The 22,976-nt window shown below is 71.7% G+C and carries 18 protein-coding genes; 12 read left to right on the top strand and 6 right to left on the bottom strand.

The features are described 5' to 3' along the window. The first annotated feature begins 115 nt into the window (after nt 1-115). Both J2W21_RS11235 and J2W21_RS11230 read left to right on the top strand, forming a co-directional pair. On the top strand, nt 116-1,141 hold the full coding sequence (locus J2W21_RS11235) for a 6-phosphofructokinase (RefSeq protein WP_307114603.1): 1,026 nt from the start codon (nt 116-118) through the stop codon (nt 1,139-1,141). Nucleotides 1,142-1,159: 18 nt separating this feature from the next. Beyond that, nucleotides 1,160-1,864 (top strand): GNAT family N-acetyltransferase, encoded by a 705-nt coding sequence (locus J2W21_RS11230; RefSeq protein ID WP_307114602.1) that lies wholly within the window; start codon nt 1,160-1,162, stop codon nt 1,862-1,864. 253 nt (nt 1,865-2,117) lie between these two features. On the opposite strand, the gene J2W21_RS11225 is transcribed toward J2W21_RS11230, so the two are convergent. From J2W21_RS11225 to J2W21_RS11200, 6 genes are all read right to left on the bottom strand, one after another. Next, on the bottom strand, nt 2,118-3,614 hold the full coding sequence (locus J2W21_RS11225) for a DHA2 family efflux MFS transporter permease subunit (RefSeq protein WP_307114601.1): 1,497 nt from the start codon (nt 3,612-3,614) through the stop codon (nt 2,118-2,120). 68 nt (nt 3,615-3,682) lie between these two features. Then, nucleotides 3,683-9,760 (bottom strand): Ig-like domain-containing protein, encoded by a 6,078-nt coding sequence (locus tag J2W21_RS11220; RefSeq protein WP_307114600.1) that lies wholly within the window; start codon nt 9,758-9,760, stop codon nt 3,683-3,685. A 268-nt stretch (nt 9,761-10,028) separates the two neighbouring features. After that, the gene (locus tag J2W21_RS11215) at nt 10,029-10,430 is read right to left on the bottom strand and encodes an ankyrin repeat domain-containing protein (protein WP_307114599.1); all 402 of its coding nucleotides are present in this window, start codon (nt 10,428-10,430) and stop codon (nt 10,029-10,031) included. Continuing rightward, a complete protein-coding gene (gene ygfZ / locus J2W21_RS11210; protein WP_307114598.1) occupies nt 10,427-11,563 on the bottom strand; it encodes a CAF17-like 4Fe-4S cluster assembly/insertion protein YgfZ in 1,137 nt (378 codons plus the stop codon). The genes J2W21_RS11215 and ygfZ overlap by 4 nt, the downstream gene beginning before the upstream one ends. A 79-nt stretch (nt 11,564-11,642) precedes the next feature. Further along, nucleotides 11,643-12,272 carry an FABP family protein gene (locus J2W21_RS11205; RefSeq protein ID WP_307114597.1) on the bottom strand — a complete coding sequence of 210 codons (630 nt, stop codon included), beginning with the start codon at nt 12,270-12,272 and terminating at the stop codon, nt 11,643-11,645. Nucleotides 12,273-12,498: 226 nt separating this feature from the next. Next, complete coding sequence (locus J2W21_RS11200) at nt 12,499-13,245, bottom strand: permease (protein WP_307114596.1); 747 nt, start codon at nt 13,243-13,245, stop codon at nt 12,499-12,501. Between the two features lie 165 nt (nt 13,246-13,410). Between J2W21_RS11200 and J2W21_RS11195 the strand changes: the two genes are divergently transcribed. From J2W21_RS11195 to J2W21_RS11150, 10 genes are all read left to right on the top strand, one after another. Continuing rightward, nucleotides 13,411-14,106 carry a winged helix-turn-helix transcriptional regulator gene (locus J2W21_RS11195; RefSeq protein ID WP_307114595.1) on the top strand — a complete coding sequence of 232 codons (696 nt, stop codon included), beginning with the start codon at nt 13,411-13,413 and terminating at the stop codon, nt 14,104-14,106. 216 nt (nt 14,107-14,322) lie between these two features. After that, nucleotides 14,323-15,327: a mycothiol synthase gene (gene mshD, locus J2W21_RS11190; protein WP_307114594.1), complete on the top strand. Its 1,005-nt coding sequence runs from the start codon at nt 14,323-14,325 to the stop codon at nt 15,325-15,327. A gap of 63 nt (nt 15,328-15,390) precedes the next feature. Further along, a complete protein-coding gene (locus tag J2W21_RS11185; protein WP_307114593.1) occupies nt 15,391-17,655 on the top strand; it encodes an RNA degradosome polyphosphate kinase in 2,265 nt (754 codons plus the stop codon). After that, entirely contained in the window at nt 17,652-18,629 is a 978-nt protein-coding gene (locus tag J2W21_RS11180) for an NUDIX hydrolase (RefSeq protein ID WP_307114702.1), read from the top strand. The genes J2W21_RS11185 and J2W21_RS11180 overlap by 4 nt, the downstream gene beginning before the upstream one ends. A 19-nt stretch (nt 18,630-18,648) precedes the next feature. Continuing rightward, entirely contained in the window at nt 18,649-19,479 is an 831-nt protein-coding gene (locus J2W21_RS11175; protein WP_307114592.1) for a thymidylate synthase, read from the top strand. Beyond that, entirely contained in the window at nt 19,476-20,015 is a 540-nt protein-coding gene (locus J2W21_RS11170) for a dihydrofolate reductase (protein ID WP_307114591.1), read from the top strand. Before J2W21_RS11175 ends, J2W21_RS11170 begins: the two co-directional genes overlap by 4 nt. Nucleotides 20,016-20,107: 92 nt before the next feature. Continuing rightward, complete coding sequence (locus J2W21_RS11165) at nt 20,108-21,145, top strand: WXG100 family type VII secretion target (RefSeq protein WP_307114590.1); 1,038 nt, start codon at nt 20,108-20,110, stop codon at nt 21,143-21,145. Nucleotides 21,146-21,164: 19 nt separating this feature from the next. Next, entirely contained in the window at nt 21,165-21,815 is a 651-nt protein-coding gene (locus J2W21_RS11160) for a hypothetical protein (RefSeq protein WP_307114589.1), read from the top strand. Next, entirely contained in the window at nt 21,812-22,210 is a 399-nt protein-coding gene (locus J2W21_RS11155; protein WP_307114588.1) for a hypothetical protein, read from the top strand. The genes J2W21_RS11160 and J2W21_RS11155 overlap by 4 nt, the downstream gene beginning before the upstream one ends. A gap of 73 nt (nt 22,211-22,283) precedes the next feature. Next, entirely contained in the window at nt 22,284-22,964 is a 681-nt protein-coding gene (locus tag J2W21_RS11150; RefSeq protein ID WP_307114587.1) for a hypothetical protein, read from the top strand. Nucleotides 22,965-22,976: the final 12 nt, after the last annotated feature.

Below are 22,976 nucleotides of genomic sequence, written 5' to 3'. Positions count from 1 at the left end.
GCATCACCAACAGCCCGCGGCTACAATCGGCGTGGGCTCAACGGGGCGCCTCAAGCACACCACCGACGGCCCGCCGCCCCACGGCCCGGCCGCACCCCACGGGAAGGCCCCCTGCATGAAGATCGGCATCCTCACCTCCGGCGGCGACTGCCCCGGCCTCAACGCTGTCATCCGCGGCGCGGTCCTCAAGGGCATCGCCGTGCACGGCCAGGAGTTCGTGGGCTACCGGGACGGCTGGCGCGGGGTGGTCGAGGGCGACGTCATCGACCTGCCGCGCACCGCGGTCCGCGGCCTGGCCAAGCAGGGCGGCACGATCCTCGGGACCTCGCGCACCAACCCCTTCGAGAACAACGGCGGCCCCGACGTCATCAAGGCCCAGATGGAGCGCCTCGGCATCGACGCCATCATCGCCATCGGCGGCGAGGGCACCCTCGCGGCGGCGCGGCGCCTCACCGACGCCGGCCTGAAGATCGTCGGCGTCCCCAAGACCGTCGACAACGACCTCGACGCCACCGACTACACGTTCGGCTTCGACACCGCGGTGGAGATCGCCACCGAGGCGATCGACCGCCTCCGCACCACCGGCGAGTCCCACCACCGCTGCATGATCGCCGAGGTCATGGGCCGCCACGTCGGATGGATCGCGCTCCACTCCGGGATGGCCTCCGGCGCCCACGCGATCCTCATCCCCGAGCACAAGGTCAGCATGGACCAGATCGCCACCTGGGTGAAGCTCGCCCGCGACCGCGGCAGGGCTCCCCTCGTGGTCGTCGCCGAGGGGTTCGTGCTCGAGGGCATGGACGCCCCGCACTCCGAGCGCGGCCTCGACACGTTCGGCCGCCCGCGCCTGGGCGGCATCGCCGAGCAGCTCGCACCGGAGATCGAGGCGCGCACCGGCATCGAGACCCGTGCCACGATCCTGGGCCACATCCAGCGCGGCGGCGTCCCCACCGCGTTCGACCGGGTCCTCGCCACCCGGCTGGGCATGGCCGCGATCGACTCGGTCGTGGAGGGGCGCTGGGGCACCATGGTCTCGCTGCACGGCACCGAGATCGCCCATGTCGGCTTCGAGGAGGCCCTCGGCCGGCTCAAGGTCGTACCGCAGCACCGCTACGACGAGGCCGCCGTCCTGTTCGGCTGACCGGACGGGCGCACTGTGGTGTCTCAGACGTTCAACGCGGGCAGCCGGGGCGTCGTCCGGCTCGCCTGGGCGCGCCGGCTCGGCCTCCCGGACCTGAGCTTCGCGGACGACGGCGGCACCCTCCTCGGGTGCCACGACGGCGCTTCAGACCTGGTCGCCGTCATGCTCTTCGGCCAGCTCGCCCTCGTCGGTCCGACCGGGCTTGTGGAGGCGGCGGCCGAGCTCGAGGCGGAGGAACTGCTCGACGGCGGAGCGCTGCTGCGCGCCGCCGGTCCGCGCGCGCACGGGCTGCGCACCGCGGTGCTCGGCTTCGCCGATGACCTGCCGCTCGAGCAGCCGGACACGGAGCCGCAGGTTTCCCGCGGGACTCCGGAGGCGATCGAGCTCGAGATGCGCTGCCCGCCGGACGACGTCACGTCCGCCGGCCTTGCCGACCGCGATCACCGGTTCACGATCATGCTCCCCGAGGGCCCCGCAGCGTGCGCGGCGTACTCGGTGCAGGACGGCCTCCTGGCAGACCTCGGGGTGCTCGTCGCCCCGTCGCTGCGGGGCCGGGGACTCGGACGGCTCGCTGCCTCGGTCGCAGCCCACGAGGCGCTCGCGGACGGCCTCATCGTGCAGGCCGCAGTCCCGTCCCACGCGCTCGCCGGCCTGCGTCTGGCCGACTCGCTCGGAATACAGGCGCAGGGGCGGTACGCGGCGGTTTCGCTCCCGCCCCGCTGACCGCGCGCCCGAGGAGCCCGACGTCACCCCCTAGGAGCCCGACGCCACCCCACAGGAGCCCGACATCACCCCGCAGGAGCCCGACGTCACCCCCTAGGAGCCCGACATCACCCCGCCGTGCCGGGACCGGCCAGCGGACGGTGGCAGGCCGGCGTCGTCCGTCCGGTCGCGGAGCGCCCCAAGGGGTGACCTCGGCGCCCCACGGGGTGACCTCGGCGCCCCACGGGGTGACCTCGGCGGGATGGGAGGAGGGTCAGCGGCGGCCCTCAGCCACCTTGTCCTCCGCGGCGGCCGGCCTCCCGACCGCCGGCGGGACCTTGACGAAGAACAGCGCCACCGCCAGGCCGACCACGCCGAGCGCGGCGGGCAGGAGCACCGATTGCCCCATGGCGGCTGAGAAGCCTGCCTGGAGGAACGTCGGAAGGTGCCCGGAGGCGAGCTCGCCCGCGGGGGCCGCGCGGCCGCCGGTGGGGAGCTCGGCCGAGAGTCGGGCCTCCATGAGCGCGGCGATCGCCGCCGAGCCCAGCACGGCGCCCACCTGGCGCGTCGTGTTGTAGATGCCGGACCCGGCGCCAGCCAGCTGAGGCGGGAGGCCGCGGGTGGCCAGGGTGGCGAGCGGGCCCCAGATCCCGGCGTTCGCAACGCCGACCACCGCGCTCGGGATGAGCAGGACCCAGATGGGCTGTTCCGGCGTCATGAGCACCGCATAGAGGACGAGGCCGACGGCGAACACGAGCATGCCGCAGATGTTCATGATCTTGGCGTGGCCCCGGTCCACGAGCTTGCCGGCGAACGGCGCGAGGGCGCCGGAGAACACGGCGAGCGGGATGCTCATGAGCGCGGACTGGGTGGGGGTCATGCCCCGCACGAGCTGGTAGTAGAAGATCGTCGGCAGGCCGAACGAGGTGACGGCGAAGCCGACCGTCGAGATCCCCAGGTTCGCAATGGAGAAGTTCCGGTCGCGGAAGAGTCCGAGCGGCACGAGGGGCTCGGCCCTGTTGACGGCCTGCCAGACCACGAACAGCGCCATCACCACGACCCCCGCGATGATCAGCGACCAGACGGTGATGGGCCCGTTGATGGTGCCCCAGGAGTAGGTCTGGCCCTCCTGGATGCCGAAGACGACGAGGAACATGCCGGCACCGCTGAGGACCACGCCGAGCCAGTCGAACCGATGCGAATGCGTGGGAAGCGTGGGGACGAGACGGGCGGCGAGGATGAAGCCGATGACGCCGACCGGCACGTTGATGTAGAACACCCACTCCCAGCCGAAGCCGTCCACGAGGATGCCGCCGAGGATCGGGCCCACGAGCATCGCGACGCCGGCGGTGGAGCCCCACACGCTCATCGCTGCGCCCCGCCGCTCAGGCGGGAAGATGCGGGTGATCACCGCCATGGTCTGCGGGGTCATGAAGGAGGCACCGAGGCCCTGCACCACGCGCGCGGCGATGAGCGAGACGATGCTCCCGGACAGGCCGCACCACAGTGAGGACAGGGTGAAGACGACGAGCCCGAACAGGTACATCCGCTTGGGCCCGAACCGGTCGCCGAGCCTGCCCGTGATGAGCAGCGGCACGGCGTAGGCGAGCAGGTAGGCGCTCGTGACCCAGATGACGGAGTTGATGTCGGCACCGAGCGCCCGCATGATCGCCGGGTTGGCCACCGACACGATCGTGGTGTCGATGAGGATCATGAAGAAGCCGATGACCAGCGCCCACAGGGCGGCCCATGGCCGTTGGATGTTTTCCACCGGACAAGGGTCTCACTTCGTCAGGACCGCGGCTGTCCGCAGGGGCTCCCCCGTGGCGAGCGTCACGGCTACCAGGTGGCGTCGTTGGTCCTGGCTGTTCCGCCCCGGCCGTCGTCGAGGGTCGCCCAGCCCTTGCTCCACTTATTGTTGTTGTTTAGGTCGTTGGCGTGTCCGAGGAAACAGTTGCTGTTGTGGCGGAAGTACCCGTTCCCATCGGTCGTCGCGTGGTAGGACGCGAAGACATGAGCACCGCCGCCGTCGTTCCAGCACTGAACGAACACGCTGGAATTCGGATGGAAATTCCGTGCTGTGATGTCGAAGTAGTAGCACGCACTCGACGCGCACTGCGGATCATTCGCACGCGGGCCCTGTGCGAGGGTCGCGCTCGGCGAGGCAGTGCGCGCGGAGTCGGACTTGCTCGAGCAGTTGGTGGGCTCGCCCTGGACGCAGGCCTTGACAGTGATCGAATGCGCCTCGTCGGGCCCATTGCCCACGGTCGCGGCGCCGTCGTTCGCCACGGTGTTGCCGTCGATCGTCACGGTCACCGTGCTCGGCCTGCCGTTGTTGTACCCGCCGGTGTTCCAGGTCATGTTCACGTGGATGCCGTTGGTCGCCGCGTTGGCCACGGGGGTCTTCGGCTGGCCGTACGGGTTGGCGGCCGCGCGGTTGCTGCTGGGACCCGGCCCGGCGGAGTTCACCGCGCGCACCAGGAACGAGTAGGCCGTGCCGTTCTGCAGGCCACCGACGATCTTGTTCGAGGCCAGCCCGCTCCAGCTGCTGCCTCCGTCGATCGAGTACTGGTAGCCGGAGATCGGGTCACCGTTGGATGCGGCGGGGCTGAAGGCGAGCTGGACCTGGTTGCCACTGCCCGTCGTGTTCGCCGGCGTCGCACTGAGGTTGGTGACCGCGCCCGGACGCCCGTACGGCGTCACCGGGTTGCTGCGGGCACCCTGCGGCGAGGCGCCCACATTGTTGTGGGCCACGAGCGCGAACGTGTAGGTCGAGGAGTTGTCGAGGCCCGTGACCTGCTGGCGCGTTCCGGTCACTCCGGTCACCGTCTTCGCGACGGATCCTCCGCGGTAGACGAGCACGTCGTAGGACGTCACCGGCTCTCCGTTGTTCTTGAGCGGTTCCGAGGCCCACGCCACGTCCACAACGCCGCCGTTGACGGCCGACGTCGAGCGGGTCGCCGTGGGTGCCGCGGGCGCGAGCGGAGCGCCTGCCGGCTTGGCTGCAGCTGAAAGCGAGGACCAGTCGGACGGGTCCTTGGCGCCGTTCTTGGCCTGGATCCGCGCGCGGTACTCGACGCCGTTAGTGAGGCCGGTCCAGCTCAGCTGGGTGACCGCACCGACCGTGCGGCGCTGGACGCCCTCTTCGGAGGAGAGCTCGATCGTGTAGCTCTGGATCGGGGTGCCCTCGTTGGCGGGCGCGGTCCAGGTCATCGAGATGCGCTTGTCGCCACGGGACAGCACGGGGGGTCCGGGCTGGGACGGCTTGGCGTCCGGGGTGATGGGGGCCGAGGCGGGGCTCGGCGCGGAGTCGCCGACGGCGTTCGTCGCGACGACCGTGAAGGTGTACTTGGTGCCGTTGGTGAGCCCAGTGACGGTGCAGGTGGTCGTCGGGCAGGTTTGGCTGCCGCCCGCGTAGTTGACCCGGTACGCACTGATCTCCGCGCCGTTGTTCGACGGCGGGGTCCAGTGCAGCACCACCTGCCGGCTCGACATGCCGTCGACGACAGGGGCGCTCGGCGCGTCCGGCTTGTCGCGGACCGTCACGGTGAACGTGCCCTCGACCTCGCGCTCGGTGTCCCCGGTCGCGTCGCCGACACGGTAGGTGCCCGTCAGCTGGCCGTGGAATCCCGAGGCGGGGGTCACGACGACGTGGTCGCCTTCGACCCGGGCATCGCCGCCGCCGCTGCCGACGCCCGCGCGGACCACTGTGAGCGGCTTGCCGGGGAACGGGTTGGCGTCATTGGCGAGGACGGGGATGTCGACGGGCTTGCCCGCCTGGGCATCGGGTACCGCGTCGGGATTGGCGACGGCGAGCGGCCGGGTCGAGCGCACCACCCGCACCTCGACGGTGCCGTCGGCCTTCCCGCCGCGGCCGTCGTCGACCTGGATGCCGACCCTCCCGGAGGTGCCGCGCTGGGCGGAGGTGACCTTGGCCTTGAGCACCGAGCCGTCGAGGGAAACGTCCACGCCCTCGGGCGCGGCCCCGGTGAGCTTGTAGGAGGCGCGGTCGATGTCGCCCGGGTCCGGGTCGGTCGTGGCTGCGCGGAGGTCAAGCTGGCCGGCGTCCTCGCCCTGGGCCGCCTCGAGGATGCTGGTGGCGAAGGTGGGCGCGGTGTTGGGCTTGTCCGCGGTCGGCTCGACGTCGATCGGGATGGTCAGGACGCTCTTGAGCCCGTCGGAGTCGTCCGGGCCGGAGCCGTCCGTGACCTCGAACGTGATGGAGGCACGGCCTCCGTAGTCCTTCCGCGGGGTGTAGCGGAGGGTGCCGGCGTCCTTGACGAGGCCGGAACCGTCGGCGGCGACCGCCGAGACGGCGCTCTCCCCCGTGATCCGCGGGCTCCTGCCCGGCCGCACAGTGACGTAGTCGGCGAGCTTGAGCTCGAGCGGCTGCCCGGCCTTGGCGTGTGCCGGATCGAGGGTCTTGAGCACCGGCCGCTGGTCGCGCAGGCCCGGCACCCAGATGATCGCCGTGGCCCGCAGGCCGTCCAAGTCTGTGACGGTGTAGGGGATGGCCTGGGGAGCCTCGGTGAGCGCGACGTTGACCCTCCCGCCGTCCACGGTGGTGCCCGGGGCCGCGGCGCTCGGCGGGATGGCCACCTTAAGGTCGCTCGCGACGCCGTCGGGATCCTCGTCGTTCTTGAGGACGTCCACTGCGAAGGTCTTCTTGCCGGCCACGTCCATGGGGTTGACGCGGTCGTCGCGTGCGATCGGGGCCTTGAGCGGGGCGTTCGGATCCACCGTGACGATGATGTTGCCGACCGCCCGGCCGCCGCGGCCGTCGTCGACCGTGTAGCGGGCGGTGACGGTACCGGGGGCCGACGGCGGCGTGACGACGACGCGTCCCTCGTCCACCCTCGCGGTGGTCCCCTGCGGGAGCTCGAAGCCGTCGGCGACGAGACGCACGGTGTCGCCGTCGGGGTCGGTGTCGTTCGCGAGCGCGTCGACAGAGACTGGGCGCCCGGGACGCACGGAGACCTTGTCGTCGCCCGGGATGGGCTTCTGGTTGGTGTTCGGGACGGCGGCGACGCCGACGAGGACGGTCGCGACCCCGCGGCCGCCGTACCGGTCCTCGACCACGTAGGTGAAGGTGTCCTTGCCGCTGGCGTCATTGGCCGCCGTGTACTCGATGTACCCGTCCTTGACGATCGCGGTGCCCAGGGCCGGGGGCTTCTCGATGCCGGTGATGGTCACGGAGTCACCGTCCGGATCGACGCCGTCGAGCGGGACGGCGACCTTCGCGGCATGGCCGGCGAGCACGCGCGCGGTGAGGTTCTTGGGGACGGGCATGCCGTTCTGGGCGGGGTCCGCGGGCCGGATGGTGATGGTGACCTTCGCGGAGTCCTTCTGCCCGGCCGGGTCGACGACCTGGTAGATGCCGTAGACGGTCCCCGGGTTCGGCCCGGCAGAGAAGCGCAGCTTGTCCTGGTCGACGAAGAGGTGGCCCGAGGCCGGGTCCGGGACCTCGACGAGCTTGGGGTCGAGCTTGATGGGCGCCCCGTTGGGGTGCGAGTCGTTGGCGAGCACGGGGATCGTCACGGTGTCGCCTGCCCGGACCACCACCGAGTCCGGCTTGGCGACCGGCGGGTCGAGCTTCGCGGGCGGCGGCACCGGTGTCACGGTGACGGTCGAGCTGGCCGTCTTGTCACCGTTGGAGACCACGTAGCCGAAGGAGAGCGGCTCCTTGAGCCCCCGCGTGTCCGTGATCCGCAGGATCGCGTGGTCGATGACCGAGACAGTGACCGGCGCGTCCTGCGGCAGCGAGATCGACTGCACGACGAGCACGCCGCCGCCCGGGTCGGTGTCGTTCGCGAGCGGGTCCACGAGGACGTTGCCGCCGGAAGGAAGGAGGGCGACGTCGCGCACGGCGACGGGCGCGCCGTCGTCGGCCGTCTTCGCCTCGACATCGATCCGGACGAGCCCCTGCGCGGTGGCCGACCCGTTCGAGGCGAGGTAGACGGCGTAGTACACCTTCGGCTCGGCGGCCTTCGCTGAGAACGTCCCGTCCTCGGAGTTCATGACGACGTCGAGTCCAGGGACGGGCTCGACCTTGAGCAGGCGCAGGCCGGTCCCCGACGGGTCAATGTCGTTGGCGAGCGGCGAGACGACGATGGGCTCGTCCACGCCCGTGCGGACATGGTCGGGGGTGGTCTGCGGCGGCAGGGAGCCGCGCGAGCGGACGTCCGCCGTGATCGTAGCCTCCGTGACGTCGCGTCCGTCGGAGACCTTGAGGGTGATCTCCTTCTTGCCGAGCGAGGTGCCGCCATCGGTGAAGGTGATGGTCCCGTCGGGCTGGAAGCGCACCGAGTCGCCGGTGCCGGACGTGGAGGCACCCGCGAGGAACATCTCGTCGCCGTCAGGGTCCACGAAGTCGCCGAGGACGTTCTGCGAGACCGACGTACCCTGCTCGACCGCGATCGTGTTGGCCCGCATCTGGCGCGGCGGCGTGTTCGCCGCGTTGTCCCTGACCGCGAGGGTGACCTTCGCAGTGGCGGTGCCGCCGCGGCCGTCCGAGACCTCGTAGTCGAAGGCGTCGTTGCCCTTCGCGTCGGCGGCAACCACGATCTGCAGGGCTGCGCCGTTGAAGATCGGCTGCACCGCGCCGATGTGCGCGGCCTGGCCCGAGGGCCGCACTGTGAGGACGTCGCCGTCCGGATCGGAGTCGTTGAGGAGCACGGGGAGGATCACCGTCCGGCCCGGGCGGACCCCGAAGTCGTCCGGCATGGCCGTGGGCGGCTTGTTCTCCTCATCGCGCTTGGGCAGCTCCTTCTGGAGCATGATCTCGGCGGAGTCCTCCTTGTCGCCGTTCTTGACCGTCTTCTGGGGGACGATCTCCTGCCAGTTGTTGACCAGCTGCATCTGCTCGGTGACGAGCCAGACGTTGCCGCCGTGGACGTCGTTGAGGACCACGACGTCCCGGTTGGTCCGGAAGACGAGCTCGGAGTCGGGGCGGGCCGAGGGAATGTCCTTGATGTCCGGCTGGCCCCCGCCGCACTGGCGCAGGTAGACGCCGGTCCCCGCCCAGGCGGAGTGGATGCAGCCGCCCTGCTGTACGGGTCGGGCCGGGAGGCCCGCACGGCCGGCCGCAGCCTCGATCACCCGCGGGTCGCCGCCGCCCAGCGGGACGGTCACGAGTGCCTTCGCGGTGCCCACGGCGACCGCATCCGCCTCCGGACCGGTGTCCTGCAGCTGGGCGTTGCGGAAGTCGTCGCGCGTGATGCGCTGGCCGTTGGGGAGGAAGAGCGTGCCGGCTCCGGTGTCGAGCACGACGACGTCCCCTCCTACCGCGGCGACCTGCACCTTTGCGGAGGTGGACAGCCCGTCGACCTTCGTGAAGGTGGGCTCGCCGTTCTCGGGGATGCGGACGATCTCGGTGCGGGCGGCCGAGACCGCGACCACTTCGTTCTGGGAGGACACGGTCGCCACGGCGCCGGGGACGTCCTGGACGGTCGGCTCGGTGTTCTGCGGGGTGAAGCCGCTCAGCCGGTCGAGCGGGAGGGCCCACAGCCGCCCCGTGCCCGGATCGGCGAGGGCGGCCGTCGTCGTGCCGAACGCCGAGCTGCCCGTGCCGGCGAACGGGAGGTCTCCGGCGAGGCGCACCTCGGCGACGTCGACAGGACTCAGCGTCGCGACTCCCTTGTCCTGCACGGCGACGGAGCGGCCCTGCTGGACGACGTCGAAGCTGTCCGAGCGGGCGGACACCCCGCCGTCGAGGACCTTCGAGGAGAAGTTCAGGTGACCCACCATGTTCACGGAGCCGTTGGTGACCCAGACTCCGCCGTCGTTCAGGTCGGCGGACACGGAGGTGAACCCCGGGTACAGGATTGCCGCCGCCGCGAGCAGTGCCGCGGCCACCGCCATCGCCGTCGATACAACGAGTCTTGTCGCCCGATGGCGCAGCCCCCCGGCTCGTCGCACTGGCCTTCTCCTGTCGATGTGCCGCACCCGCGGACCTCATCATGAGTGGCCCGGTCCCCTGCGGTTCAGATCGCCGCAGCCCTCCCCGAGAGGGCAGGCGGCACCCCGAGGGTACCAAAGGGCCGTCCGCGCTGCCGAGGCCGGGGGGAGAACTCCCCATGCGCGAGGTTGGACCGGCGGCCCCACGGGGCGACGTCGCGGTCCCACGGGGCGACCTCGCGGTCCCACGGGGCGACCTCGCGGTCCCACGGGGCGACCTCGCGGGAGGCTAGCCGGCGGTGCCGAACCTGTCGATGAGGTCCGTCCGGCCGAACATGTGGGCCGCCTGCCGGGCGGTGGGGCTCCCCGCATCGGGATCGGCACCGAGGTCGAGCAGGGCGTCCACCACGTCGGCGTACCCCTTGAACACGGCGCCCGCGAGCGGGGTCTGGCCGCGGTCGTTGGCGGTCCCGACGTCGGCGCCGTGCGCGCCCAGGAGGCGGACGGTCTCGGCGTGGCCGTGGTAGGCGGCGAGCATGACGAGCGTGTCCCCTGCCTGGTTGACCAGGGTGGCGGGGGCGCCGGCCTCGAGGTAGGCGCGCAGCAGGGGGGCATCACCGGCGCGGGCGGCGTCGAAGAGCTTCCCGGCGAGGGCGAGGACGTCCTCGGGAATCTGGGCATTCTCGCTCATGCGTTCCTCCTGAGCAGTCCGGTGGGCCGGCCGACGACCTGGCCGGCTTCGGGGGCGACGATGATCTCCTGGGCGGCCGCGTACTCCTCGCCGTCGGCCTCGCCGCGGACCACGAGGGCCACGCTCGGGTCCACGGAACGCTTGAGGACGGCGAGCGCCACCGGGCCCATCTCATGGTGGAGGGCCACCGAGGTCACGGTGCCGACCGGCCGCGCCCCAGCCTCGGCGCCTGCGGGGAAGACGGCGCTGCCGGGCGCGGGCAGGGTGTGCGCGGACCCGTCGAGCTGCAGGAGGGTGAGCCGCCGGGGAGGGTGCCCGAGGTTGTGCACCCGGGCCACGGTCTCCTGGCCCTTGTAGCAGCCCTTCGCCAGGTGCACGGCAGTCCGGAGGAGGTCGAGCTCGTGCGGGATGGTGCGCTCGTCGGTCTCGAGGCCCCAGCGCGGGCGCCACGCCGCAATGCGCAGCGCCTCGGAGGCCATGGCCCCGGCGAGCCCCACGCCGTCGGACCCGAGCGCGGCCACCGCCTCCGCGAGGCGGGCACGCTCCACCACGTGCTCGAACCAGGGCCGCTCGAGCCCCGGATGGTGGGCCTCGTCGACGGCGGTGTAGCTGAAGCCGCCGGCCGCGACGTGCGGCCAGGGGTCCTCCCACGTCAGCCCGCGGCCGCCGGGTGCGAACGCGGCGAGCTGCTCGAGGCGCCGCGTCGCGCCGAGGACGCCCCAGCGCGCCGAGACGTCCTCGACCTCGACGCGGAGCATGAACTTCATCGACTCGAGCCACGCCGCGAGGCCCTGCGCCTCGCCGGCTTCGACGAGGAGCCAGGCCCGCTCGCCGTCGTCCACCACGCGCGCATCGAACTCGATGCGGCCCTGGACGCTGAGCAGGAGCAGTTCGCTGGACTGGCCCGGACGCAGGCCGGAGAGCTGCTGCGAGGACAGGGTCGTCAGCCAGGAGAGCCGGTCAGGACCTGCGACCGTGACGATGCCGCGGTAGGAGAGGTCCACAGCGGCGCGGCCGGCGGCGAGCTCACGCTGCTCCCGCACCGGGTCGCCGTAGTGGGCGGCGACGCCCTCGTCGGGGCCGTGCGCCGCGACGGCGCCGGGTCGTGCCATGAGGGGGGAAGCCTGGGTCATATCCGTTCCAACGAGATCGGGGCCGATTTCACTCCCGGCGCATCCGCCCGGCGTGCGCCGGAGGCGCTGCCCGGTCGTGCTATTCAGTGGGCGCGCGGCCGGATTCGGGCGGGGAGACGCGGTGGAGGATCGCCGAGGCGTGCGGCGCGAGCGGCTCGCCGCCGGCGGCGACGTCCCAGCGCCAGAAGAGGTCCGAGTTGACGAGCCCGAAGATGCGGGTGGCCGCCTTGTAGTCCCGGGCGTGGGCACCCCGGAGCACAGCGTCGGTGCTCAGCTGGATCTGTGGGCCCCTGATCTGGCCGTAGTACAGCTCGGCGATGCTGCCCGGGTGCACGATCGTCACGGTGATGTCGAAGCCGTCGCTGCTGTTGCGGAGGGACTCGACCTCGTCCGCCGAGGTGTAGGCCGGGACGATGTCCGGGGGCCTGAGCCCCGGGCCGCCGTCGGCGTCCTGGACCGGACGGTCCAGCTGCCAGTACCCGGCCTCGGTGGCGAGCGGCCGGATGCGCTTGCCGTCCTCGTCCGCGAGCCAGCTCTCGGCCGTGTACTTCAGGTAGGGGAAGCCACTGTGGGCGAACACGACGTGCTGGACGAAGTGCTCGTCGTCCCCCTCGCCCGCGCCGAGCCGGCCACGGCCTTCCCACTCCCCGATGAGCCACGACAGCGGGACGAGCTCGGGGGTCAGGCCGGACGGGATCTCAATGGGCACGTACTGGCTCCTTGGCCGCGGGCGGACTGGGCTCTAGCTCAGCGCTGGCCCTTGAACAGCTTCCACACGACGAGGCCGGCGAACCAGGCCATGGAGACGGACGCAACGGCAAGGAGGACGAGGAAGAAGATCTCGAAGGCAGCAACGCTCATAGCTGCCATCGTAGCGCCTCGCAGACGGGCTCCGAGCGTGAGGGGCGCCACAGCGGCGGCCGCCCGCAGCGGGCTCAGACCACCAGCATCCGGTCCAGGAAGTACGCGATCGCGCCGACCGCGAAGGCGGGCGCGAGGCCCATGGCCACGAACCCTGCAGCGGCGACGCGGTCCGGGCGGGCGCTGTTGAGCGCCCGGAAGGCCGCGAGCACCGCGCCGATCACGACGCCCGCGATCGTCGCCGGGAGCACGGCGACGTCGGTCAGGACCAGTCCGGCGAGCGGGGCGGCGAGGCCGGCAAAGACCACGGTTGCCGGCGCGATGATGGTGTCCGGCCAGCGGATCATGCCCAGCAGGAGCGCGACCACGGTGCTGATGGCCGCGACGAGGAGCATCGACCCGGCGCCGGTGAGGCGGGCGGTCGCGATCCACCCCGCGCCGAGGCCGCACAGCAGCACCCCGGCGCTGGCCCCGAAGGCGGACTCGAGGCGATGGCTCTGGCCCGTTCCGCGGATGAGCTGGACGACCACGACGGCCATGACGCCCACGGCGATCGCCAGAGGCGTCCACGCGAGGTACTGCGGCCCGGGCACAAAGGCCGTCGCGGCCGCCGAGGCGATGCCCGCCAGGGAGATCACCGCGCCGTTCGTCTTCTTCGCCGGGATGCCCAGGAAATGGGGCCAGCCGAATCCGACGACGACGGCCACCGCGGCGACGCCGGCGAACTGCACCGCGACGCCGCCGAGGCCCGTGCCGACGGCCACCGCGATACCGGCGATCGCGACGGCCCCGCCCGCCACGGAGCGGGTCCATGCCCTCACCGTGCGGCCCTCTGGTCTGCGCTAGTCACCCTGCCATCCTGCCTCACGCCGGGTGCGAATGTGACACGGGCTCAACGGGCGGACCGGCCCTGCGCCCTATAATCGGCTCATCGGCGAGATAGGCCGCTGCCCGACGCAGTGCAGACAGATCCTTACGGAGGAACCATGTCGCACATCCTGCTCCTGACGAACGCCACCGGCTCGTCAGTCGACATCCTCCCCGCCCTCGAGCTGCTCAACCACCGCGTGCACATCCTCCCGGCCGAGCCGACCGCCCTCCTGGACGCGGACCCGTCGGACGTCATCTTCCTCGATGCGCGCAAGGACCTCGTGGGCTCCCGCTCGCTGACGCAGCTGCTGCGGGCCACCGGGCTCAGCGCCCCCCTCATCCTCGTCCTCACCGAGGGCGGGATGGCCGCCGTCTCCCCCGCCTGGAGCGTCGACGACATCGTGCTCGATTCCGCCGGCCCCGCGGAGGTGGAGGCGAGGATCCGGCTCGCCACCTCCCGCGCCGCAGCGGTGGAGGAGCCCGAGACGGAGATCCGGGCGGCCGGCGTCGTGATCGATGAGGCGAGCTACACCGCGAAGGTCAACGGCGAGGCGCTCAACCTGACGTTCAAGGAGTTCGAACTCCTCAAGTACCTCGCCCAGCATCCCGGCCGGGTGTTCACCCGCCAGCAGCTGCTCACCGAGGTGTGGGGCTACGACTACTACGGCGGCACCCGGACGGTCGACGTGCATGTGCGGCGGCTCCGCGCGAAGCTCGGAACGGACCACGAGGGCCTCATCGGCACCGTGCGGAACGTCGGCTACCGGCTCACCCTGACACGTCTGGCCGAGGACGAGCTCAGCGAGGCCTGAGGCGCCGGGCCACGCAGGCGCAGAAGCGCGAAGGCCCCGCACTGGAGTGCGGGGCCTTCGCCACGGTGGAGGACATACGGGTCGAACGTATCAAGGCCACCCCACTGGTGGATCCCCCGTGCCCGCCGGCTTCCCGGCGGCAGACGACGACTTTACCGCACCGCCCCGCGCCCGGCAAACCACACGGATCCACCCGCCGTTCGCTAGCCTTGCTCCATGACCAGCGCATACCCGCAGGATTGGCCAGTCACCGTGGTCGAGGGCCGCATCCCCCAGGCGCTGTGGGCCGAGGCCCGGGCCCTGCTGGAGGCCGCGGAGGACGCCGACGGCAACCCCTCGCTCTCGGAGCAGACCACCGTGCTGATGAAGTCGCCCGAGACGCGGTCGGAGGAGATCCTGACCGTCGCCGTGCACGCCCTGGACGACACCTCGGGGTCGTCCGCGCCCGAGGACCTCGCCGGGATCGCCGGCATCGCCTTCGGGCCCGACGGCGTCGGCGTGGTCGAGCTTGCCGTCCACCCGAACTACCGCAACCAGGGCGTGGGCGCCCGGCTCGTGGAGGCAATCAAGGAGCTGCGCGGCGCCACCGGCCTCACCGGGCTGAAGGCGTGGTCCCACGGCAACCACGAGGCCGCCGCGGAGCTCGCCACCGCCTACGGGTTCGTCCCCGAGCGCGAGCTGTGGAAGATGGTCCTCGTCCGCCGGCCGCACGAGTCCACGCCGGCCCTGCCCGAGGGCGTCCGGGTCCGTGCCTTCGAGCCCGGCCGGGACGAGGACGCGTGGCTGGCCGCGAACCGCGCGGCCTTCGCGCACCACCCCGAGCAGGGCCAGCTGCGGCGCAGCGACCTCGAGGCGCGGATGGCCGAGGAGTGGTTCGACCCCCAGGGCTTCTTCCTCGCGGTCGACGACGAGGACCGTATCCTCGGATTCCACTGGACCAAGGTCCACCCGGCCCATGGCGAACACCGTGCGCTCGGAGAGGTGTACGCCGTCGGGGTGGTCCCCGAGGCACAGGGGCGCGGGCTCGGACGCGTCCTGACCCTGAAGGGCATCGACTACCTCCACGCGCTCGGCCTCGGGACCGTCATGCTCTACACGGACGCGGACAACATCCCGGCCGTGGCCATGTACCGGCGCCTCGGGTTCACCGTGTGGGACCGGGACATCCTCTACAGCACGGCCACGGCCGGAGCGGAAGCGCGCGCCACACCGGCTCCCTAGCGCCCCCGCCCTAGTAGGGTTGGAACAGCACCAGACCGCCCCCTTGCGCTCCCGGGAGAACCCATGACTGAAGCCGCCCAGAGCAGCAGCCCCGCCGCCGCGCCGTCGCCCGCAGCGGGCACGACGGCGACTCGCCCCGCCCCCGTCTTCGGCTCCTCCGAGGTGCCCGCCGCCCGGGCCACCGAGGACCGCATCTACATCCCGGAGGCCGAGCCGAGCCTGGCCCCCGAGGGCGAGCACGGCCCCGACCGCTTCCTCGACCGCGAGCTGAGCTGGCTCGCGTTCAACGCCCGCGTGCTCGAGCTCGCCGAGGACCCCGACCTGTTCCTGCTCGAGCGGGTCAACTTCCTGTCCATCTTCGCCTCCAACCTCGACGAGTTCTTCATGGTGCGCGTGGCCGGACTCAAGCGGCGCATCGCGACCGGCCTCGCCGTCCCTTCCCCGGCAGGGCTCAGCCCGCACGAGGTGCTGGACCAGATCTCCGAGGCGGCGCACGTCCTCCAGGAGCGGCACACCCGGGTCTTCGCCGAGCAGATCCGTCCGGCCCTCGAGGAGGCAGGCATCCGCCTCGTGTCCTGGAGCGACCTCGGCGAGGCGGAGCACGAGCAGCTCAGCGCGATGTTCTCCGAGCAGGTCTTCCCCATCCTGACCCCGCTCGCCGTGGACCCCGCCCACCCTTTCCCCTACATCTCGGGCCTGTCGCTCAACCTCGCGGTGATCGTGCGCAACCCGGTGAGCGAGAAGGAGCTCTTCGCCAGGCTCAAGGTCCCGGACCAGCTCCCGCGCCTGATCTCCGTGGACGGCCCACGCCCCGGCAGCCGCCGCAGCGCACGCTTCATCCCGCTCGAGGAGCTCATCGCCGTCCACCTCGACCAGCTCTTCCCGGGCATGGAGGTGCTCGAGCACCACACGTTCCGTGTGACCCGCAACGAGGACCTCGAGGTCGAGGAGGACGACGCCGAGAACCTCCTCCAGGCGCTCGAGAAGGAACTCCTGCGGCGCCGCTTCGGCCCGCCCGTGCGCCTCGAGGTCACCACGGACATCAGCCCCAACGTCCTCGCGCTGCTGGTCCGCGAGCTCGGCGTCGAGGAGCCGGAAGTGTACTCCCTCCCGGCCCCGCTGGACCTGCGCGGGCTCTCCGTGATCGCCCGGGTCGATCGTCCCGAGCTGCACTACCCGAAGCAGCTGGCGCACACGTCCCGGTTCCTGAACGAGTCCGAGACGGCCAAGGCCGCGAACGTCTTCGCCGCGATGCGCCGCCGCGACATCCTCCTGCACCACCCGTACGACTCGTTCTCCACCTCGGTCCAGGCCTTCCTCGAGCAGGCCGCCGCCGACCCGAAGGTCCAGGCGATCAAGCAGACCCTGTACCGGACCTCCGGCGACTCGCCCATCGTCGACGCGCTCATCGACGCAGCCGAGGCCGGCAAGCAGGTCCTGGCGCTCGTGGAGATCAAGGCGCGCTTCGACGAGCAGGCCAACATCTCCTGGGCCCGCAAGCTCGAGCAGGCGGGCGTGCACGTGGTGTACGGGATCGTGGGGCTCAAGACGCACTGCAAGCTCTCCCTCGTAGTCCGCCAGGAGAACGACGGCCTGCGGCGCTACTGCCACATCGGCACCGGCAACTACCACCCGCGCACCGCCCGGTACTACGAGGACCTCGGCCTCCTCACGTGCGACGAGCAGGTGGGCGAGGACCTCTCAAAGCTCTTCAACCAGCTCTCCGGCTACGCACCGAAGTCCACGTTCAAGCGTCTCCTGGTGGCCCCGCGCTCGGTCCGCTCGGGCCTGATCGACCGCATCGAGACAGAGATCCGCAACGCCAGGGCCGGCCTGCGCGCGCGGGTGGTCATCAAAGTCAACTCGATGGTCGACGAGGCGATCATCGACGCGCTCTACCGCGCCTCCCAGGCGGGCGTGACGGTGGACATCATCGTCCGCGGCATCTGCGCGCTGCGGCCGGGCGTGCCCGGGCTGAGCGAGAACATCACCGTGCGCTCGATCCTGGGGCGCTTCCTCGAGCACTCCCGCGTCTTCGCGTTCGCCAACGGCGGCAACCCCGTGGTCTACATCGGCTCGGCGGACATGATGCACCGCAACCTGGACCGGCGCGTGGAGGCCCTCGTGCAGCTGCGCAACCGCGAGGACATCGCGGACCTCATCGCGCTGCTCGACCTCTACATGGCGCCCACCACGGCCTCGTGGCACCTGGACCGCGAGGGGCACTGGACCCGGCACCACGTCGACGAGACCGGACGCCCGCTCGAGGACATCCAGTCCTGGCTCCTCGCCTCCCGCGCCCGCCAGCGGGCAGTGAGCATGCGCTGATGTCCGACGCCCCTGTCATCGACCAGGCCGAGCACCCGGGCGAGCAGGTCGCCGTCCGGGCTGCTGGGGCGATCCCCTGGCGGGCCAACGGCGAGGAGCTCAAGGTCCTGCTGATCCACCGCCCCCGCTACGACGACTGGTCCTGGCCCAAGGGCAAGATCGATGCTGGCGAGACCCTGCCCGAGTGCGCTGCACGCGAGGTCCGGGAGGAGATCGGTGTCGACGCGCGCCTCGGGATCCCCCTGCCGACGGCCCATTACCGGGTGGCAGCCGGCCTGAAGTCCGTCCACTACTGGGCCCTGCGGCTCGAGAAGTCCGTCCCCGTCCGGCCGGACGGAGACGAAGTGGACCAGGTGCACTGGTGCACACCGGAGGAGGCGGAGCTGCTCCTGAGCAACCAGTCGGACGTCGGACCGCTCAAGGCCCTCGTCCGCGCCCACGAGCAGGGCGCCCTCGCCACCGTGCCGCTCATCCTCCTGCGGCATGCGAAGGCGAAGCCCCGCAGCTCCTGGACGAAGGCCGAGGGCGACAGGACCCTCGCGGCCAGCGGCCTGCGCCAGGCCCAGGCCGTGGGACGGCTCCTGACCGTGTGGAAGCCGGTCCGCGTGGTGACGAGCCCGTGGACACGCTGCGTCGACACGGTCCTCCCCTACGTGCGCGCGTCCCCGACCAAGGTCAAGATGCGCCTCGTGGACGACCTGACCGAGCACCGCGCGGCGAGGAAGCCGCGGAAGGCCGCCGCCGCCGTCGGACGCCTCTTCGACAAGGGCAAGCCCGCCGTCCTGTGCACCCACCGCCCGGTCCTGCCCGTCCTCCTGGACGAGTTCCGGGCCCACCTCGACCCCGGCCTCTCCTCGAAGCTGCCCACCTCCGACCCCTACCTGACCCCCGGCGAGCTCATCGTGTTCCACGTTCCGGCCGACGGCCGGCGGGACGTCGTGGCCGTCGAGCAGGTCAAGGCCTATGACGACTGAAGAGACTAGGCTGGAACGCATGATCCCCACCCCCTACGAGGACCTCTTGCGGGACGTGCTCGCCCACGGCGCCCACAAGGGCGACCGCACCGGCACGGGCACCCGCAGCGTGTTCGGTCGGCAGCTGCGCTTCGACCTCGCCGAGGGGTTCCCGCTCGTGACGACCAAGCGGGTGCACTTCAAGTCGGTCGCACTCGAGCTGCTGTGGTTCCTCCGCGGCGACTCCAACGTGCGCTGGCTTCAGGAGCGGGGCGTGACCATCTGGGACGAGTGGGCGGACGACGCCGGCGAGCTCGGTCCCGTCTACGGCGTCCAGTGGCGCTCGTGGCCCACGCCGGACGGCGGCCACATCGACCAGATCGCCAAGGTCATGGAGTCCCTGCGCACCAACCCGGACTCGCGCCGGCACATCGTCACCGCCTGGAACCCCGCCGAGGTGGACCAGATGGCGCTGCCGCCCTGCCACGCCCTGTTCCAGTTCTACGTCGAGCCCGGCGCCGAGGGTCCGCAGGGGCGCCAGCCCGGCAAGCTCTCCTGCCAGCTGTACCAGCGCAGCGCCGACCTGTTCCTCGGCGTGCCGTTCAACATCGCCTCCTACGCGCTCCTGACCCACCTCGTGGCGGACCAGCTCGGGCTGGGCGTGGGCGAGTTCGTCTGGACCGGCGGGGACTGCCACATCTACGACAACCACCTCGACCAGGTCCGCGAGCAGCTCTCCCGCGAGCCGTACCCCGCGCCGCGGCTCGCGATCACCCGCACCCCGGCGAGCATCTTCGACTACCAGTACGAGGACTTCGAGGTGCTCGGCTACCGGCACCACCCCACGATCAAGGCGCCCATCGCCGTATGAGCGCCCAGCAGCGCGGCGCGGACCGCAGGATCGGGCTCATCTGGGCCCAGACGCAGCAGGGCGGCGTCATCGGCCGCGACGGATCCATGCCGTGGCACGTCCCCGAGGACATGAAGCACTTCGCGGCAACCACCACCGGCCACCCCGTGGTCATGGGCCGGCGCACGTGGGACTCGATCCCCGAGCGCTTCCGGCCGTTCTCCGGCCGCACCAACATCGTGGTCACCCGCCAGCCCGGCTGGGAGGCGAGCGGCGCCGTCGTCGTGCATTCCCTCGAGGAGGGGCTGCGCGCCGCCGGGGAGGCCGAGGGCGCCGAGCGCGTATGGGTGATCGGCGGCGGCGAGCTGTTCGAGCAGGCCCTGCCGCTCGCCGACCTCGCAGTAGTGACGATCCTCGATTTGGACGTCGACGGCGACACGTTCGCTCCCGATCTGGGCGCAGGCTGGCAGCTCGGCTCGGTCCTCCCGGACGACGGCGGGTGGCTCACCTCCGCCACGGGCGTCCCCTACCGCATCGTCGAGTTCCGCCGGGACTAAGGGCCATGCCGGCGGAGATGGGGAGTCGTCCCCATCGCGGCGCCGCACGGGGCGCGGCTAGCGTGGGCGCAAGGACCTTTCAGGGGGGAAGCGTGGCAATTCAGCAGGGGGCGAACCCGGAGGAGCTCCGGGCGCTCGGGAAGCAGTTCGCTCTTCGGTCTACCTCGATCAGGAACGCCCAGCGCTCCATCGACCAGCTCGCGTCGAGGCTGTCGAACGTGTGGGCCGGCAGCGACGCCGACGAGTTCACCCGCCAGTGGGCCCAGATCCACCGGCCCGGTTTCATCAAGCTCGCCGCGGACCTGGGCGAGGGCGCCAGGACGCTCGCGGCCAACGCGGACGCTCAGGAGCGCACAAGCGCCGAACTCGACGGCCGTTCCCCCGGCGGGGGCCCCGAGGGGCCCGGCCCGAGTGTGCCTGCGCCCGTGGGAGCCGGTTCCCCGAGCAACCTCCCCGGGGTGCCGGACTGGCTCGAGGACAAGCACTCGCCCTTCCGGACGGCGTGGTCCACCTGGTCGCTCATCAAGGCGTTCCCCAAGCTCCGGGCAGGGCTGTTCGACCTGGGCGCCATGGCGAAGGTCTTCGGCGTCGGGGCGCTCAACCCCTTCTCTTCGAGCGCGCGCCTGGCGTGGAGCCTCGCGAGGCCGCAGAACTGGCCCGACGAGCTCCTCACCACCGGGCTGAGCCGGGCCTTCAACGCCTCCAGTGACGCGGTCAGCGGGAACTGGCACAAGGTGCTCGGCCTCGCCGAGGACGCGAAGGCCTTCAAGGCCTTCAACGTGGCGACCAAGGGCCTCGGACTGTTCGGGGCGGGGCTCGACGGCCTCTCAGCCATCAACAAGTTCAGGGACGGCAACATCGACGGGGGCATCGCCTCCTCCATCAAGGCCGGCCTCGGTGTCGCCACCGTCTTCGCCCCTCCTCCTGCTAACGTCATCGCCGGCGTCATCACCGCGGGATGGTCGCTCTACGACAATGTCCCGGCCGTGAAGAACGTGGTGGACGGGGCCGCGAGCGCGGTCGCGCACGGCGCCGAGGCCGTCGGCAGCGCCGTCGCAGATGGCGCGGAGGCCGTCGGCGGCGCCGTCGCCGACGGCGCGAAGTCCGTGGCCCACTTCTTTGGCTTCTGACCCGACAGGAGATACCCGCATGACCAGCATGGCAGCAGACACGGTCCCCGTACCGGACACCCATCCGGACCAGATCGGGCTCGGCTTCGCTGAAGTGATCGCGCTCATGAGCCTGGCGCCCGGCGATGCGGCGGAGACGACGGCCGCCGCCCTGGGCCTCGCCGAACACCGGGGCAACCCGCTCGTCGTCTCGGCAGGCGCGTCATCCCTCGTGGCCCACGGCTACGCCTCGGCGACACCGGACGACGAGATCGAGGTCACGGGACCCCTCGCCGCCATCGCGCTGGCACTCGGGACCACGGAGCGCATCCTCGAGCTCTCCCTCCTCACCCCGGACTCGATCGACCGGATCTGGTTCGTGGAGGCCCCCGACATCGCCATCCTCCTCCAGGAGCGCGCCGCCCTGACCTGGTGGGCCATGGCACAGCGCGCGGACCTCCCGAGGGCGGAGGCCATCGCCTTCGTGATCCGCAAGCACCTCGGGCAGCACCCCCAGTCCGGCGTCTCCTTGGTCCGCCACGGCGACCCCTCCGGCAGGAGGCTCCTTGTCAAGGGCGGGGAAGCGCCCTGGACCATCGGCTTCTACCGTCCCGGCCTCGAGGAGGTCGAGGAATCCCCTGCCGACGACCCCGCTCTCCTCGCGGCGATCACGGACATCCGGGGAGCGTGACGGTGGCCAAGGACCCGGACCGCGCCCGCCGCGACGAGGAGGCCCGCGCACGCCACCGGGCGCTCGGAGGCGGGCGCATCCTTGCCCGGGGGCGCGACGGGGAACTCCACAGCTACTCGCCGGAGGAGTACGGGAACTCCACCCACGGGCTCGAGTCCCAGGTGCGCAGCGTCTGGGGGATGACAGCGCTTGCCGCAGTGCTCGTGGTGCTCGCGCTCGTCTGCCTGGTCGCCTTCGTCGTCTCGTTCGGCGCTGGCGGGGGCCCGGCCTGGCTCGGCATCGCGGGAGCCGTGGTCCTCGGTTCCTTCGCATGGATCGGGGGGAAGGCCGCCATGGCGGAGCTGAGGGCCAAGGCCCTCCGCCGCCGCCGCGGCCTTCCGGACCCGATCAAGTAGCCGCGGCCCTCGGCGGGCCCGGCAGGGTGAGCCCTTCCGCGTCCGGCGCCCCGGGATGTAGTTAGCTGGTGCCATGACGACGGCGACCCACCCCACCCCTTCTGACGGCACCTCGTCCCGCGACGCCTCGGCGGCGGCGCCTGAGCAGATCGGCCTCGGCTTCGCCGAGGTGCTTGCGCTGCTCGCATTCCACGGCGGCGACTCCGTGCCGGCGACGGCCGAGCTCCTCGGGGTGGACCACTTCGCCAACGTCGAGGACCTCATCTCGGCCGGGGCCTCCTCCCTCGTCGCGCGCAGCTACGCGCTCGTCGACCCCCGCGGAGAGCTCACGGTCGAAGGGGCGGTGGCCGGCATCGCCGTCGCGCTCGGCGCCGCCGAGCGGCGCATGGTCCTCACGCTCGAGGCTCCCGGATGGAGCGACAGGATCGTCCTGCTCGAGGCCTCCGATGTCGCGATCCTCCTTCGGCCCCGCGCCTACGGGACCTGGTGGGCGCTCCCCCAGCCCGCAGACGTGCCGGGAGCCGAGGCCACCCTCAGCCTGGTCCGCGGGCACCTCGCCGAGCACCCGGCGGGCCGGGTGACCGTTGAGCGGCACCTCCAGGGCCAGGGCGTCTCCCTCACCGTCCGGCGCGCGGACGACGGCGGGTGGCTACTCGGCCAGTCGGTGCCCGAGGGCGAGGAGCCCACGGAGTACCCCGCAGACGAGGCCGACCTCCTGGTCACGCTCCGGGCAGTCCGCGGCGACACCGCCTAGCCCTACCGGGTG

This window comes from Sinomonas atrocyanea (assembly GCF_030811715.1).
GTDB classification, from domain to species: Bacteria; Actinomycetota; Actinomycetes; order Actinomycetales; family Micrococcaceae; genus Sinomonas; species Sinomonas atrocyanea_A.
The sequence above is the reverse complement of the archived record's forward strand: the minus strand, read 5'-3'. Positions and strand labels throughout refer to the sequence as shown.

Bases quoted from the DNA above. Each gene is read 5' to 3' on its own strand.
- J2W21_RS11235 (WP_307114603.1), top strand. From the start codon at position 116: ATGAAGATCGGCATCCTCACCTCCGGCGGCGACTGCCCCGGCCTCAAC.
- J2W21_RS11215 (WP_307114599.1), bottom strand. From the start codon at position 10,430: ATGAGCGAGAATGCCCAGATTCCCGAGGACGTCCTCGCCCTCGCCGGG.
- ygfZ (WP_307114598.1), bottom strand. From the start codon at position 11,563: ATGACCCAGGCTTCCCCCCTCATGGCACGACCCGGCGCCGTCGCGGCG.
- J2W21_RS11195 (WP_307114595.1), top strand. From the start codon at position 13,411: ATGTCGCACATCCTGCTCCTGACGAACGCCACCGGCTCGTCAGTCGAC.
- mshD (WP_307114594.1), top strand. From the start codon at position 14,323: ATGACCAGCGCATACCCGCAGGATTGGCCAGTCACCGTGGTCGAGGGC.
- J2W21_RS11185 (WP_307114593.1), top strand. From the start codon at position 15,391: ATGACTGAAGCCGCCCAGAGCAGCAGCCCCGCCGCCGCGCCGTCGCCC.
- J2W21_RS11175 (WP_307114592.1), top strand. From the start codon at position 18,649: ATGATCCCCACCCCCTACGAGGACCTCTTGCGGGACGTGCTCGCCCAC.
- J2W21_RS11170 (WP_307114591.1), top strand. From the start codon at position 19,476: ATGAGCGCCCAGCAGCGCGGCGCGGACCGCAGGATCGGGCTCATCTGG.
- J2W21_RS11160 (WP_307114589.1), top strand. From the start codon at position 21,165: ATGACCAGCATGGCAGCAGACACGGTCCCCGTACCGGACACCCATCCG.
- J2W21_RS11150 (WP_307114587.1), top strand. From the start codon at position 22,284: ATGACGACGGCGACCCACCCCACCCCTTCTGACGGCACCTCGTCCCGC.